The sequence below is a fragment of the Halomonas sp. HK25 genome (assembly GCF_047795635.1).
In the GTDB taxonomy this organism is placed as follows: domain Bacteria; phylum Pseudomonadota; class Gammaproteobacteria; order Pseudomonadales; family Halomonadaceae; genus Halomonas.
Window position 1 is genome coordinate 3,555,058 of record NZ_CP181044.1, and the last position, 14,543, is coordinate 3,569,600.

The 14,543-nt window shown below is 66.3% G+C and carries 12 protein-coding genes and 3 tRNA genes; 3 read left to right on the forward strand and 12 right to left on the reverse strand.

Features of this window, described 5'->3' with window-relative positions:
- Positions 1 to 11: 11 nt before the first annotated feature.
- Positions 12 to 263: an OadG family protein gene (locus ACM26W_RS16730; protein ID WP_416138109.1), complete on the reverse strand. Its 252-nt coding sequence runs from the start codon at positions 261 to 263 to the stop codon at positions 12 to 14.
- Positions 264 to 442: 179 nt separating this feature from the next.
- Between ACM26W_RS16730 and ACM26W_RS16735 the strand changes: the two genes are divergently transcribed.
- On the forward strand, positions 443 to 1,369 hold the full coding sequence (locus ACM26W_RS16735; RefSeq protein WP_416138110.1) for a tRNA dihydrouridine synthase: 927 nt from the start codon (positions 443 to 445) through the stop codon (positions 1,367 to 1,369).
- A 146-nt stretch (positions 1,370 to 1,515) separates the two neighbouring features.
- Here ACM26W_RS16735 and ACM26W_RS16740 read toward each other — a convergent pair.
- The 9 genes from ACM26W_RS16740 to ACM26W_RS16780 form a co-directional block, all read right to left on the reverse strand.
- Positions 1,516 to 1,592, reverse strand: a tRNA-Arg gene (locus ACM26W_RS16740).
- A gap of 48 nt (positions 1,593 to 1,640) precedes the next feature.
- Positions 1,641 to 1,717: transfer RNA gene (locus ACM26W_RS16745), tRNA-Arg, on the reverse strand.
- Between the two features lie 51 nt (positions 1,718 to 1,768).
- Positions 1,769 to 1,861 (reverse strand) — tRNA-Ser (locus ACM26W_RS16750).
- 115 nt (positions 1,862 to 1,976) lie between these two features.
- Positions 1,977 to 2,174, reverse strand: a complete 198-nt coding sequence (gene csrA, locus ACM26W_RS16755) for a carbon storage regulator CsrA (protein WP_119023335.1) — start codon at positions 2,172 to 2,174, stop codon at positions 1,977 to 1,979.
- 199 nt (positions 2,175 to 2,373) lie between these two features.
- Positions 2,374 to 3,624 carry an aspartate kinase gene (locus ACM26W_RS16760; RefSeq protein ID WP_416138111.1) on the reverse strand — a complete coding sequence of 417 codons (1,251 nt, stop codon included), beginning with the start codon at positions 3,622 to 3,624 and terminating at the stop codon, positions 2,374 to 2,376.
- Positions 3,625 to 3,730: 106 nt separating this feature from the next.
- The gene (alaS, locus tag ACM26W_RS16765; RefSeq protein WP_416138112.1) at positions 3,731 to 6,343 is read right to left on the reverse strand and encodes an alanine--tRNA ligase; all 2,613 of its coding nucleotides are present in this window, start codon (positions 6,341 to 6,343) and stop codon (positions 3,731 to 3,733) included.
- A 170-nt stretch (positions 6,344 to 6,513) separates the two neighbouring features.
- Positions 6,514 to 7,008, reverse strand: coding sequence for a regulatory protein RecX (locus ACM26W_RS16770; protein ID WP_416138113.1), 495 nt, complete (start codon positions 7,006 to 7,008; stop codon positions 6,514 to 6,516).
- A gap of 3 nt (positions 7,009 to 7,011) precedes the next feature.
- Positions 7,012 to 8,076, reverse strand: a complete 1,065-nt coding sequence (recA, locus tag ACM26W_RS16775) for a recombinase RecA (RefSeq protein ID WP_416138114.1) — start codon at positions 8,074 to 8,076, stop codon at positions 7,012 to 7,014.
- Positions 8,077 to 8,184: 108 nt separating this feature from the next.
- Positions 8,185 to 8,697, reverse strand: coding sequence for a CinA family protein (locus ACM26W_RS16780; protein ID WP_416138115.1), 513 nt, complete (start codon positions 8,695 to 8,697; stop codon positions 8,185 to 8,187).
- A 105-nt stretch (positions 8,698 to 8,802) separates the two neighbouring features.
- Here ACM26W_RS16780 and mutS point away from each other — a divergent pair, with 105 nt between their 5' ends.
- On the forward strand, positions 8,803 to 11,385 hold the full coding sequence (mutS, locus tag ACM26W_RS16785) for a DNA mismatch repair protein MutS (protein WP_416138116.1): 2,583 nt from the start codon (positions 8,803 to 8,805) through the stop codon (positions 11,383 to 11,385).
- A 148-nt stretch (positions 11,386 to 11,533) separates the two neighbouring features.
- Positions 11,534 to 11,857, forward strand: a complete 324-nt coding sequence (gene fdxA, locus ACM26W_RS16790; RefSeq protein ID WP_290909628.1) for a ferredoxin FdxA — start codon at positions 11,534 to 11,536, stop codon at positions 11,855 to 11,857.
- A gap of 504 nt (positions 11,858 to 12,361) precedes the next feature.
- Here fdxA and eno read toward each other — a convergent pair.
- Together eno and kdsA are read right to left on the reverse strand one after the other, a co-directional pair.
- Complete coding sequence (gene eno, locus ACM26W_RS16795; RefSeq protein ID WP_416138117.1) at positions 12,362 to 13,654, reverse strand: phosphopyruvate hydratase; 1,293 nt, start codon at positions 13,652 to 13,654, stop codon at positions 12,362 to 12,364.
- Positions 13,655 to 13,688: 34 nt separating this feature from the next.
- Complete coding sequence (gene kdsA / locus ACM26W_RS16800) at positions 13,689 to 14,540, reverse strand: 3-deoxy-8-phosphooctulonate synthase (protein ID WP_416138118.1); 852 nt, start codon at positions 14,538 to 14,540, stop codon at positions 13,689 to 13,691.
- Positions 14,541 to 14,543 lie beyond the last annotated feature (3 nt).

Consider the following 14,543-nt stretch of genomic DNA (forward strand, 5'->3'; position numbering starts at 1 on the left):
AAAGGGGCGCGTCAGCGACGATGGCGCTGGCGATAGCGATGCAGGGCGGCACCGATCACCGCCATCAGCTCGTCATCCTGGCGAGCGGACGCCGGGGAGCGGGCGGGCGTGGCGGCGGGTGCTGGCGGCTCGGGGGCGAAGCGACGGAGCACCAGCGACATCAGGGTGGTCACGATCACCAGAACGGTAAGAAAAACAAAAACGAAGCCCATGCCGAGGGCCATCAGGGCCAGGCCCTCCTCCAGCAGCTCGAAATCCTGCATACAGTGCCTCCGTGTGATCTTCAGCCACCATGCAGCGATCACTCAACAACATGGCGCCTTGCGCAATTTTTCTGGTGCTATAACCTGCCAGATTGTCGACAAATTGCAATGGTGTCATAGTGGAAGTCAGCGTTGTTAATTTACTACAAGAGCCGCCGGGGCGGCTCGGCCTCGCACCGATGGAAGGCGTCATCGACGCCCACACCCGGGACCTGCTGACCCGCCAGCCGGGCTTCGACTGGACGGTCACCGAGTTTGTCCGCGTCGTCGACGCCCGCCTGCCGCCGCGCGTCTTCCACAAGCACTGCCCCGAGCTGCTGCGTCCCGACGTCGCGACCCCCGGCGGCATACCGGTTCACCTGCAGCTTCTCGGATCCGACACGGGGGCGCTGGCCGCCAACGCCCACCAGGCGCTGAGCCTCGGGGCCACCAGCCTGGATCTCAACTTCGGCTGTCCCGCCAAGCTGGTCAACCGCCACGACGGAGGCGCCTCCCTGCTGCGCGACCCGGCGCGCGTACGCGCAGCGGTAGCTGCGGTCAACGAGGCTGTGGGCCATGCCATCCCGGTCACCGCAAAGCTCCGCCTCGGCTTCGCCGACCGCCGCCTGGCCCTGAGCTGCGCTCTGGCAGCCGAGGCCGGTGGCGCCCGCCAGCTGGTAGTGCACGGCCGTACCCGCAACGAGGGCTATCGCCCCCCCGCCCACTGGGAGTGGATCGGGCGCATCCGCGCTCGCCTGTCGATTCCGGTCGTCGCCAACGGTGACATCTGGAGCCTCGAGGACTACTGGCGTGCCCGCACCCTTTCGGGCTGCCGCGACGTGATGATCGGCCGTGGCGCCCTGGCCGACCCCTGGCTGGCCCCGCGTATCCGCCACTGGCAACTTACCGGGGAACGCTTGCCTCAAACGTCCTGGGCGGCGCGCGCAACCATCCTGCGCGATTTTGCTGCAACGCAGCGTAGCACACTTCCCGAGCGTGTGGTCACGTCACTGGTCAAGCAGTGGCTCAATCATATGCGCGCCCGGGACCCCGAAGCGGCCCACCGCTTCGAGCGACTCAAGCGCATCAACAACCTGGATAAATTGCTCACCGAGCTTGCGGCATAAAAAAGAGGCGCACGTCGCAATGGCGACGGCGCCTCAAACGATCGCGGAGTCACGCACGAGGTCAGGAGACTCCGGCTAGCAGAAAAGCGATGAGATAGCTCTGCAAAAGCAGAGGACCCGCCCTCCAGAGAGGGCGGGTCCGAATCTGGCGCGCCCGGGAGGATTCGAACCTCCGACCCCCTGATTCGTAGTCAGGTACTCTATCCAGCTGAGCTACGGGCGCGTGGTGCGATGATTAACGTGATCGCCATCACGCGAAGCTGATCTGAAGTGGCGCGCCCGGGAGGATTCGAACCTCCGACCCCCTGATTCGTAGTCAGGTACTCTATCCAGCTGAGCTACGGGCGCCCGGTCTTCAGTCGTGTCGTCCATCATTGCGAGACCGGAGTCTTGCCGTCATGGCGGAGAGGGAGGGATTCGAACCCTCGATGAGGCTATAAACCCCATACTCCCTTAGCAGGGGAGCGCCTTCAGCCACTCGGCCACCTCTCCCTATCGACACGGCGCATATCGTACCGATTCTGAAGCAGTTTGTCCAGCTGCACTCGCCTCTTTTTTCATGACACGGCCTTGCGGCTGCACGATGAGGACGAACGTGCCGGGGGCATCAGTCGTCGTGGCCGGAGGCGGCCTCCTCGCCCTTTTCACGTTGAATCCGCTGATAGATCTCCTCGCGGTGAACGGCGACGTCCTTGGGGGCATTGACACCAATCCGGACCTGATTCCCCTTGACGCCCAGCACCGTCACGGTGATGTCGTCTCCGATCATCAGGGTCTCGCCGACTCGGCGGGTCAGGATGAGCATGGCTGATCTCCTTCTCAGGCTTGTTCTGAAACTCGGCAGCAACGGGATGTTCGCCGCGGGAAGTGCACCGAGCCATTATGTGGCACGGCATCGTCCGTGACCAATTCGGCAGCCGATGACACCGGACCTCCCCGTTGAAGGGAAGCCCCGTCACGGGCTCCCCTGTCAGCGTAGAAGGTGTCAGCCGCTCGGGGCACCCTTATTCGCTCTCTATGTCGCTCTTGTCGAGGCCGAAAGCCTTGTGCAGGGCGCGCACGGCGAGTTCCATCTGCTTCTCGTCGATCACCACGGAGATCTTGATCTCGGAGGTGGAGACCATGCGAATATTGATGTTCTCGTCGGCCAGCACGCGGAACATCTTGGACGCTACGCCGGCGTGGGAGCGCATACCGACACCCACCAGGGAGACCTTGGCGATGTTGTCGTCACCGCGCAGTTCGCCGCCGCCCAGGTCGGGGATCACCTGATCCTGGATGATGCGCATGGTCTGCTTGAAGTCGCCCTTGGCAACGGTGAAGGTGAAATCGGTGTAGTCACCGGCCGGCGCCACGTTCTGGACGATCATGTCCACTTCGATGTTGGCATCGGCGATCGGGCCGAGGATACGCGAGGCCACGCCGGGAACATCGGGAGTGTTGAGAAGGGTCAGCTTGGCTTCGTTGGCGGTGAAGGCGATACCGGAGATCAGCGGTTCTTCCATGGAGTCCTCGTCTTGGTCGGAGTCAGCAACGATCAGGGTGCCGGGGCCATCCTCGAAGCTGGACAGCACGCGCAGCGCAACATTGTACTTGCCGGCAAATTCGACGGCGCGGATCTGCAGGACCTTGGAGCCCAGGCTCGCCAGTTCCAGCATCTCCTCGACGGTGATGGTATCCAGACGCTTGGCCCGGGAGACCACACGGGGGTCGGTGGTGTAGACACCATCGACATCGGTGTAGATCTGGCACTCGTCGGCCTTCAGGGCCGCGGCCAGGGCCACGCCAGTGGTGTCGGAGCCGCCGCGACCGAGGGTGGTGATGTTGCCCTCCTCATCCACGCCCTGGAAGCCGGCGACCACCACCACCTTGCCATCGTCCAGATCTTCCTGGATCTCGTCGGTCTCGATGCGCTGGATGCGCGCCTTGGTGTGGGAACTGTCGGTGAGGATACCCACCTGGGAGCCCGTGTAGGACGTGGCCGCCACGCCCAGCTTGTGCAGCGCCATGGCCAGCAGCGAGATGGTGACCTGCTCGCCGGTGGAGACCAGCATGTCCATCTCGCGCGGCGTCGGCTCGTCGTTGATCTCGTTGGCCATGCCGATCAGGCGGTTGGTCTCGCCGCTCATGGCCGAAACCACGACCACGATCTGGTGACCGTTGTCGCGGAAGCCCTTGACCTTCTCGGCCACGGCCTTGATGCGCTCCACGGAGCCCACCGAGGTGCCGCCGAATTTCTGTACGTATAGTGCCATATGCCGATTTTCCCTCGTGAGTCGAGAGCCAGAGGCGCTCGGATGAGTGAAAGGTGAACCCATGCAGACAGGGCCGGGACCCTGCGGTCACCGGCCCTGCCGATTGTTACTGGAGGCGTGCCTCGACCCAGGCCGGCACGCTCTCGAGAGCCCCCCGCAGGGCGGCAACGTCGCTGCCCCCGGCCTGTGCCATGTCGGCACGACCGCCGCCCTTGCCGCCCACCTGAGAGGCCACGTGGTTGACCAGTTCGCCGGCCTTGACGCGTCCGGTGAGATCGTCGGTGACCCCGGCGATCAGGCTGACCTTCCCGGCCTCCTTGTCTGCCACGCCCAGTACGATGATACCCGATCCCAGCTTGTTCTTGAGCTGGTCCAGAACGTTACGCAGCTCCTTTCCGGAGACCCCCTCCAGGCGGGTGGCCAGCACCTTGATGCCGTCGACCTCGGTGGCCTGGCTGAGCATATCGCTGCCAGCGGCGCTGGCCAGCTTGGCCTTCAGGCGCTCAAGCTCCTTTTCCAGGGTGCGGTTGCGCTCGGCCAGCGACTCGACGCGCTCCTCGACCTGCTCCGGCTTCGCCTTGAGGCGCTCGCCGATTCGGGTGAGACGGGCCTCCTGCTCGCGGAAGTATGCCAGAGCACCCTCGCCGGTGATCGCCTCGATGCGGCGCACGCCCGAGGCGATGCCCGCCTCGCTGACGATATGGAAGCAGCCGATGTCGCCGCTGCGCGCCACGTGGGTACCGCCGCACAGCTCGATGGAGAAGTCGTCGGCGCCGATGGTCAGCACCCGCACGCTGTCGGCGTACTTGGCCTCGAACAGCGCCGCCGCCCCCTTGGCCTTGGCCTGATCGAGGGTCATCTGCTCGATCCTCGTCGGCGAGTTGGCCAGGATCTGCTCATTGACCAGACGCTCCACCTCGGCCAGCTGCTCCGGGGTCATCGACTCGAAGTGGCTGAAGTCGAAGCGCAGGCGATCCGGGGTCACCAGTGAGCCCTTCTGGGCCACGTGATCACCCAGCACCAGGCGCAGCGCCTTGTGCATCAGGTGGGTGGCGGAGTGGTTGCGGATGGTGGCGCCTCGCAGCTCGGCGTTGACCTCCGGGCGCACCTCGGCACCCACGGCGAGCTCGCCCTCCAGCAGCACGCCGTGGTGCAGGTGATGGCCGGACTGCTTCTGGGTATCGGTGACCAGGAAGCGGCTGCCGTCAGACAGGTGCAGGTAGCCGGAGTCGCCCACTTGACCACCGGACTCGGCGTAGAAGGGGGTGCGGTCGAGCACCACCAGGCCACGCTGCTCCGGTGCCAGGCCGGCCAGGGGGTTGCCCTCGCGGTCGACGATGGCGGTGACGGTGGCGCTGTCTTCCAGGCGATCGTAGCCGGTGAAGGCGGTCTCGCCCTCGAGGTCCAACGCCGCACCGTAGTCGGCGCCGAACTGGCTGGCCGCCCGGGCGCGCTCGCGCTGGACCTCGAGCTCGCGCTCGAAGCCGGCCTCGTCGAGGCTCACGCCGCGCTCGCGGCAGACATCGGCGGTCAGGTCATAGGGGAAGCCGTAAGTGTCATAGAGCTTGAAGACCGTCTCGCCGGGCAGGGTTTCGCCCTCGAGCCCGGCCAGGGCCTCCTCGAGCAGGCCCATGCCGTGCTCCAGGGTGCGGGCAAACTGCTCCTCTTCCTTGAGCAGGACGCGCTCGATCTGGTGACGCGCCTCGCGCAGCTCGGGGTAGGCGTCACCCATCTCGACGTCCAGCGCCCCCACCAGCTTGTGGAAGAAGTCGCCCTGGGCGCCCAGCTTGTGGCCATGGCGAATGGCGCGGCGGATGATCCGGCGCAGCACGTAGCCGCGCCCCTCGTTGGAGGGCAGCACGCCGTCGGCGATCAGGAAGGCGCAGGAGCGGATATGGTCGGCGATCACCCGCAGCGAGGGGTTGCGGGTATCCTCATGGCCGGTATGGCGAGCCGCCGAGGCCAGCAGGTTCTGGAACAGGTCGATCTCGTAGTTGGAGTGCACGCCCTGCATCACCGCGGCAATGCGCTCCAGACCCATGCCGGTATCGATGGAGGGCTTGGGCAGCGGATTGAGGGTGCCCGCCGCGTCACGGTCGAACTGCATGAACACCAGGTTCCAGATCTCGATATAGCGGTCGCCGTCCTCCTCGGGGCTTCCGGGCGGCCCGCCCCACACCTCGGGGCCATGATCATAGAAGATCTCGGAGCTCGGGCCGCAGGGGCCGGTGTCGCCCATCTGCCAGAAGTTGTCCTCGTCGAGCTTCGAGAAGCGCTCGGGGTCGATGCCCATCTCCTCCTTCCAGATCGCCTCGGCCTCGTCGTCGCTGACGTGCACCGTGACCCACAGTTTTTCCTTCGGCAGGCCCAGGGTCTCGGTGAGGAAGGTCCAGGCGAAGCGAATGGCGTCGCGCTTGAAGTAGTCGCCGAAGCTGAAGTTGCCCAGCATCTCGAAGAAGGTGTGATGGCGGGCGGTGTAGCCCACGTTATCCAGATCGTTGTGCTTGCCGCCGGCGCGCACGCAGCGCTGGGACGAGGCCGCCCGCACGTAGGAGCGCGGGTCACGGCCCAGGAAGACGTCCTTGAAGGGCACCATGCCGGCGTTGGTGAACAGCAGGGTCGGGTCGTTGTCCGGTACCAGGGAGCTGGAGGGCACGACGGTATGACCGTGCTCCTCGAAGTAACTCAGAAAGGCCTGTCTGATATCTGCGCTTTTCATGGGGTATCCGTGGCGATGAACGGGGTGACCCGGCGGGCGACGCTGGCTCGAGACGGGCACCGCGACACGCGTGATGAGAGCGCATCGCGGTACCGCGGGGTGCCACCCGGGGCGTTCGCAAAGGGAGCCATTATAGCGCAGCTGTCAAGGGACTGTAGAGGCGCTCCGCGTCATTCCTGAGCAGAGGGGTCGTCCCAGGCGTGCGCCAGGGCGTGGCGCACCTGGTCGAAGTCGAAGCCGCGACCGGCCAGGAATCGCTCGCGCCGGGCGCGCTCGCGGGGAGTGTCGCCCGGGCCGGAGAAGCGCCGGGCGAGGGTCTCGCAGGCCAGCACGAACCAGTCGGCCCCGCCCTGCTCTTCCCGCTGCGCTTCCGCCAGGGCGGTGCGAATCAGCTCGCGCTCGATACCGCGTCGGGATAGCTCCTGATGGATCTTCAGCGGCCCCTGGCCACGCAGGATGCGCGAGCGCAGGAAGCTCTCGGTGAAACGCGCATCGGACTGCAGACCCTGTTCGACCAGGGCGTCGAGGCACTCGGCGATGGCGTCCGGCACATGCCCCTTCGCCGAGAGCCGGTTTGTCAGCTCGGCGCGGGAATACTCGCGCCGAGCCAGCAGGCGGATGGCGTCATCACGGGGCGTGGATTCGCCTGGGGCCTTACCGCTCATGGATTAGAGCAGATCGTCGTCGCGGTCGCTCTCGGCGGGTACCGCTTCCTTGGCCTCCTCCTTCTTCGGCTCCACCGGGGCGAGTAGCTGAGCGCGGATCTGGCTCTCGATCTCTTCCATGATGGCCGGGTTGTCCTCGAGGAACTGAGCGGCGTTGGCCTTGCCCTGGCCGATCTTGTTGCCCTGATAGCTGTACCAGGCACCGGCCTTGTCGACCAGCTTGCACTGCACGCCCAGGTCGATCACCTCGCCGGCATGGTAGATGCCCTTGCCGTAGAGGATCTGAAACTCGGCCTGGCGGAACGGCGGGGCCACCTTGTTCTTGACCACCTTGACGCGTGTCTCGTTGCCGGTGACCTCGTCGCCCTGCTTCACCGAGCCGGTGCGGCGAATGTCCAGGCGCACACTGGCATAGAACTTCAGGGCGTTGCCGCCGGTGGTGGTCTCGGGGCTGCCGAACATCACGCCGATCTTCATGCGGATCTGGTTGATGAAGACCACCATGCAGTTGGCGTTCTTGATATTACCGGTGATCTTGCGCAGCGCCTGGGACATCAGACGCGCCTGCAGGCCGACGTGGGAGTCGCCCATCTCGCCCTCGATCTCGGCCCGCGGCGTCAGCGCCGCGACCGAGTCGATGACGATCACGTCGACGCCGCCGGAGCGCACCAGCATGTCGCAGATCTCCAGGGCCTGCTCGCCGTTATCGGGCTGGGAGACCAGCAGGTCATCCAGGTTGACGCCGAGTTTCTCGGCATAGCTCGGGTCCAGGGCGTGCTCGGCGTCGATGAAGGCGCAGGTCTTGCCCTGCTTCTGCGCCTGGGCGATCACCGACAGGGACAAGGTGGTCTTGCCGGAGGACTCCGGGCCGAAGATCTCGACCACCCGGCCCAGCGGCAGGCCACCGATGCCCAGCGCGATGTCGAGCCCCAGCGAGCCGGTGGAGACCGACGGCATGACCACCCGCGGCGCATCGCCGAGGCGCATCACGGTGCCTTTGCCGAACTGGCGCTCGATCTGGGAAAGCGCGGCGCTGAGCGCCTTGGAGCGGTTGTCATCCTGAGCCATGTCGGATCTCCTGAACGGGGGTGTCGAAATACTGTATGACTGGACAGTAGTATGGCGAAAAAGGGCGGACAGGACCAGCGCAAATTCCGGCCGGATATCGGGCCGGTCTCAGCGGGCCTCGAGGCAACGAATCAACCCCACCAGCGCCTCGCGCACCGCCTGCTCACGCACGGCGCGACGGTCGCCGGGGTAGCGGTGGCACTCGGCCCTGGCGTCTTCGGCATCGCCCCAGGCGAACCATACGGTGCCCACCGGCTTCTCGGCGCTGCCACCGCCCGGGCCGGCCACGCCGCTGATCGCCACGCCGAGGCCGGCGCCGCTGTCGCGGCAGGCGCCGGCCACCATGGCCTCCACTACTTCACGACTCACCGCACCAAAGGCCTCGAGCAGCGCCTCGGGCACGCCCAGCAGGCGGCTCTTGGCGGCGTTGGAGTAGGTCACGAAGCCGGTCTCGAACCAGTCGGAGCTACCGGCCACCGCGGTGATGGCACTGGCTACCCCGCCCCCGGTGCACGATTCGGCGCAGGTGATCGTCACGCCCTGCTCACGACAGAGCCGACCCAGGCGCTCGGCCAGGGTGATGAGGTCGAGGTTGGCAAGGCTGGCGGCGGAACGGGACATGGGATGGCCTCCTGAATCATCTGCAATCGCTCCTGACGGAGCCGATGCCTGGACGGTAGAATACTGGCTTTTGCCCGCAAGTGCAGAGCACGAACAGGATCCCCGATGTCACAGGCCAGCAGTCCCCAGCACACGCCGATGATGGCCCAGTATCTGAAGATCAAGCGCGACCACCCCGACGTGCTGCTCTTCTACCGCATGGGCGACTTCTACGAGCTGTTCTTCGACGACGCAAAACGTGCCGCCGCACTGCTCGACATCACCCTGACCCAGCGCGGCCAGTCCGCCGGCAAGCCGATCCCCATGGCCGGCGTTCCCTACCACAGCGCCGAGGGGTATCTCGCGCGCCTGGTGGCCGCCGGCGAGTCGGTGGCGATCTGCGAGCAGGTCGGCGACCCGGCCACCAGCAAGGGCCCGGTGGATCGCCGCGTGGTCCGCATCGTCACCCCCGGCACCCTCTACGACGAGGCGCTGCTCGACGCCCGCCGCGACAACCTGCTGGTGGCCGTGCACGCCACCGGCGAACGGGTCGGCCTGGCCTGGCTCGAACTCTCCAGCGGCCGCTTCAGCGTGCTGGAGGTGGAGGGAGAAGGCGAGATGCTGGCCGAGCTTCAGCGTCTCGACCCCGCCGAGCTGCTGGTGGCCGAGAGCCAGAGCCTGCCGCCTGCCCTCGAGGGCAGGCGCGGCCTGCGCCGCCAGGGTGACTGGCTGTTCGACCTGGAGAGCGCCACCCGCCTGCTGTGCGACCAGTTCCAGGTCCAGGACCTGCGCGGCTTCGGCTGCGCCCACCTCAGCGCCGCCCTCACCGCGGCCGGCGTGCTGATCGAATACGCCCGGGATACCCAGCGCTCGGGCCTGCCCCACGTCACCGCCATCGGCGTGGAGAGCCGCGACGACGCCGTGGTCATTGATGCCGCCAGCCGCCGCAACCTGGAGATCGACATCAACCTGGGCGGCACCGGCGACAACACCCTGGCCAGCGTGCTCGACACCACCGCCACCGCCATGGGCTCGCGGCTGCTCAAGCGCTGGCTCAACCGACCGCTACGCAACCGCGAGCAGGTCGCGGCCCGTCAGGCTGCCGTGGGCCTGTTGCTGGACACCGAGGGCTTTTTTGCGCTGCGCGAGTCGCTCAAGGCGATTGGTGACGTGGAGCGCATCCTGGCCAGGGTCGCCCTCTACAGCGCTCGACCGCGCGACCTGGCCCGGCTGCGCGACGCCTTCAACGCCCTGCCGGAGCTCGAGCGCGAGCTGGCCGGCTATGCCGAAGGCACCTCCCTGGACGAGCTCAGGCGCCATATCCGCCCCTACCCGGCGCTCGCCGACACCCTGACCCGAGCCCTTATGGAGAACCCACCGGTGGTTATCCGCGAGGGCGGAGTGATCGCCGCAGGCTTCGACAACGAACTCGATGAATACCGAGGGCTGGCCGAACACGCCGGCGACTACCTGGTGAAGCTGGAGGCCCGCGAGCGAGAGCGCTCCGGCCTGCCCAACCTCAAGGTGGGCTACAACCGGGTGCACGGCTACTACATCGAGATCCCTCGCGCCCAGGCCAGAGACGCCCCGGCGGACTATGTACGACGCCAGACCCTGAAGAACGCCGAGCGCTTCATCATCCCCGAGCTCAAGGCGTTCGAGGACAAGGCCCTGTCGGCGAAATCCCGTGCCCTGGCCCGCGAGAAGCTGCTCTACGACGGCCTGCTCGACACCCTCAACGCCGAGCTCGACGCCCTGCAGGCCAGCGGCCGGGCGCTGGCCTCCCTCGACGTGCTGTGCGCCTTCGCCGAGCGCGCCCTGGCGCTGGACTTCACCCGACCGCGGCTGGGCGAGGCGCCGGGCATCGCCATCCACGGCGGACGCCACCCGGTGGTGGAACAGGTCTCCGATGCCCCCTTCGTGCCCAACGATCTGATCATGGGCGACGACCGGCGCATGCTGGTGATCACCGGACCCAACATGGGGGGCAAGTCCACCTACATGCGCCAGGCGGCGCTGATCGTGCTGCTTGCACATACCGGCAGCTTCGTGCCGGCCGATGAGGCCGAGATCGGCCCGGTGGACCGCATCTTCACCCGCATCGGCTCCTCGGATGACCTGGCCGGTGGGCGATCCACCTTCATGGTGGAGATGACCGAGACCGCCAATATCCTGCACAACGCCACCGACCACAGCCTGGTGCTGATGGACGAGATCGGCCGTGGCACCAGCACCTTCGACGGCCTGTCGCTCGCCTGGGCCAGCGCCGAGCACCTGACGCGCACCCGCGCCTTCACGCTGTTCGCTACCCACTACTTCGAGATGACCGCCCTGCCCGAGCAGGCCGAGGGCGTGGCCAACGTCCACCTGACGGCGGCCGAGCATAAGGATGGCATCGTCTTCATGCACCGGGTGGAGGAGGGTCCGGCCAACCAGAGCTACGGCCTGCAGGTGGCCCAGCTGGCCGGCGTACCCCAGGGCGTGATCACCCGAGCTCGGGAGAAACTGGCCCAGCTGGAGCAGCAGGAGGTCGACCAGGGCAGCCGCCCCGCGACGAGCATCACCAGTGGCGCTCCCCAGCCACAGCAGAGCGACCTCTTCGCCAGCGCCCCCCACCCTCTGGTGGAGGAGCTCGGCGGCCTGGCCCTGGACGAGCTGACGCCGCGCCAGGCACTCGACCTGCTCTACCGCTGGCGGGAGTCGCTGTGACGAGGTGTCATCGCTTGCGAGGCCATGGGGGCGCGACTAGAATGGTCAGATTCACCGCCGCCTTAGCATAAGAAACTCGGCTTTTATAACCGTTTCATCAACTATCCACAGTGGCCGAGCGACGCCGGCACGAGGAAGGGAGAGTGGCATGACGTTCGTCGTCACCGAGAACTGCATCAAGTGCAAGTACACCGACTGTGTCGAGGTCTGCCCGGTGGACTGCTTCTATGAGGGCCCCAATTTCCTGGTGATCCACCCCGACGAGTGCATCGACTGCGCCCTGTGCGAGCCGGAGTGCCCCGCCGAGGCGATCTTCGCGGAGGATGAGCTGCCCGAGGGCCAGGAGCCCTTCATCGAGATCAACGCCGAGCTGGCCGAAGTGTGGCCCAACATCAGCGAGAAGAAGGACCCGCTGCCGGACGCCGAGGAGTGGGACGGCAAGCCGGGCAAGCTGGAGCAACTCGAGCGCTAGGACCGCCGCCTGCCAGGCACACAGACGACAGCACGCAAAAAGGAACGCCGAATGTCTCTCGACATTCGGCGTTCCTGCTTCTGCCTGTCATGCTGGAGAACACCGGCAAAAAGGCGACCCTGGGGCCGCCCGCTCCAAGCCGTTCCTTGAGCGGGTCCTTCCGCCCGATTCCCGTGATGTCTTCCCTGCCCGGAAGCAGCCTCCTGCCGCACCTGGCGCATCACTCAGCATCCCGTTGCATCCTGCCGGAGGTGCCGAAGCGACCTCCTTGTCCCGAGTTCATTCTGGCAGAGCTGCATTGCAACACAAGTCCGGCCATCGACGACCTCCTTGTTCCATGCCCTTTGATTACCGGCGGCTCGACAAGAAAATATGATGAAAATCAGGCCAATAAAAAAGACCGACACCAGGGATGTCGGTCTTCCGCCTGAGCACGAGCGTATCTCTTCGGAAAATTGTCAGCGATTTCCTACACGACACCCCTCCAAAGTCCGCAGTCCCGCCTTACTGACCCTTGATGGCCGAGAGCCCGGGATAGCTGGCGCGGTCACCCAGCTCATTCTCGATCACCAGCAGGCGGTTGTACTTGGCCACCCGGTCGGAGCGGCACAGCGAACCGGTCTTGATCTGGCCGGCACAGGTACCCACGGCGAGATCGGCGATGGTGGTGTCCTCGGTCTCGCCGGAGCGGTGGGAAATCACCGCGGTGAAGCCGGCGTCCTGGGCCATGCGGATGGCGTCCAGGGTCTCGGAGAGCGAGCCGATCTGGTTGAACTTGATCAGGATGGAGTTGCCGATCCGTTCGTCGATGCCGCGCTTGAGGATCTTTGTATTGGTGACGAAGAGGTCGTCGCCCACCAGCTGCACGCGGTCACCCAACTTGTCGGTCAGCGCCTTCCAGCCGTCCCAGTCGGATTCGTCCATGCCGTCCTCGATGGAGACGATCGGGTAGTCGTCGCACAGACCGGCCAGGTAGTCAGCGAAGCCCGGGGCGTCATACTGCTTGCCCTCGCCGGCGAGATCGTACTGGCCGTCCTTGAAGAACTCGGAGGAGGCGCAGTCCAGGGCCAGGGTGACGTCGCTGCCTAGCGCATAGCCGGCATCCGACACCGCCTGCTTGATGACGGCCAGCGCCTCGGCGTTGGAGGCCAGGTTAGGGGCGAAGCCGCCCTCGTCGCCCACGGAGGTGGCCAGACCTCGGGCGCTGAGCACCTTCTTCAGGGCGTGGAAGATCTCGGCACCCATGCGCAGGCCTTCGCGGAAGTTGGGCGCGCCCACCGGCTGGACCATGAACTCCTGGATGTCGACATTGTTGTCGGCATGCTCGCCGCCGTTGAGGATATTCATCATCGGCACCGGCATGCTGTACTGGCCCGGCTGACCGTAGAGCTCGGCGATGTGGGCATAAAGCGGCATGCCCTTGGCGTTGGCCGCGGCCTTGGCGGACGCCAGGGAGACCGCCAGGATGGCGTTAGCACCCAGCGAGGCCTTGTTGTCGGTGCCGTCCAGCGCCAGCATGGCGTCGTCCAGGCCCCGCTGGTCACGGGCGTCCATGCCGACCAGGCACTCACGAATGGCCCCGTTGACCGCCTCGACTGCCTTCAGCACGCCCTTGCCGAGGTAGCGACTCTTGTCGCCGTCGCGCAGCTCGAGGGCCTCGCGGGAGCCGGTGGAGGCGCCGCTGGGGGCACAGGCCTCGCCCACGGCGCCGCTCTCCAGGCGCACTTCGGCCTGAACGGTGGGGTTGCCGCGGGAGTCGAGCACCTCGAGGGCGCGAATGTCGACGATCTTGGTCATGCGGGTCTTCCTCAGTTGTGTCAGCGATGGAACATTATGGGATGTCGAGCGGCGCGAAGCCCTTGACCACGTCGTCGATGGCCTTGAGCTGGGCGAGGAAGGGCTCGAGCCTATCCAGCGGCAGCGCGCAGGGGCCGTCGCACAGGGCCGCATCCGGGTCCGGATGAGCCTCCAGAAACAGGCCGGCCAGCCCCACGGCCACGCCGGCACGGGCCAGCTCGGCCACCTGGGCACGTCGCCCGTCGGCGCTGTCGGCGCGCCCGCCGGGACGCTGCAGCGAATGGGTGACGTCGAAGAACACCGGGCGGCCGGTCTGCTTCATCTCACCGAAGCCGAGCATGTCCACGACCAGGTTGTTGTAGCCGAAGCTCGAGCCGCGCTCGCAGAGGATCACCCGGTCGTTGCCGGCCTCCTCGCACTTGCGGATGATATGGCGCATCTCGTGGGGGGCGAGAAACTGCGGCTTCTTGATGTTGATCACCGCCCCGGTCCGGGCCATGGCCACGACGAGATCGGTCTGGCGGGCCAGGAAGGCAGGCAGCTGGATGATATCGGCCACCTCGGCCACCGGCGCGGCCTGCCAGGGCTCATGGACATCGGTGATGATCGGCACGCCGAAGCGCGCCTTCACCTCGGCGAGGATCTCGAGCCCCTTCTCCAGCCCCGGGCCGCGGTAGGAGTGGATGGAGCTGCGGTTGGCCTTGTCGAAGCTCGCCTTGAAGACATAGGGCATACCGAGGCGCCCGGCCACCTCGACGTAGGTCTCGGCGACCTCGAGGGCCAGCTCGCGGGATTCCAGCACGTTCATGCCGCCGAACAGCATCAGCGGCAACGAATTGCCGGCCTTCAGGCCGGCAATGTCAACATGACGTTCGGGTGCGCTCATCCG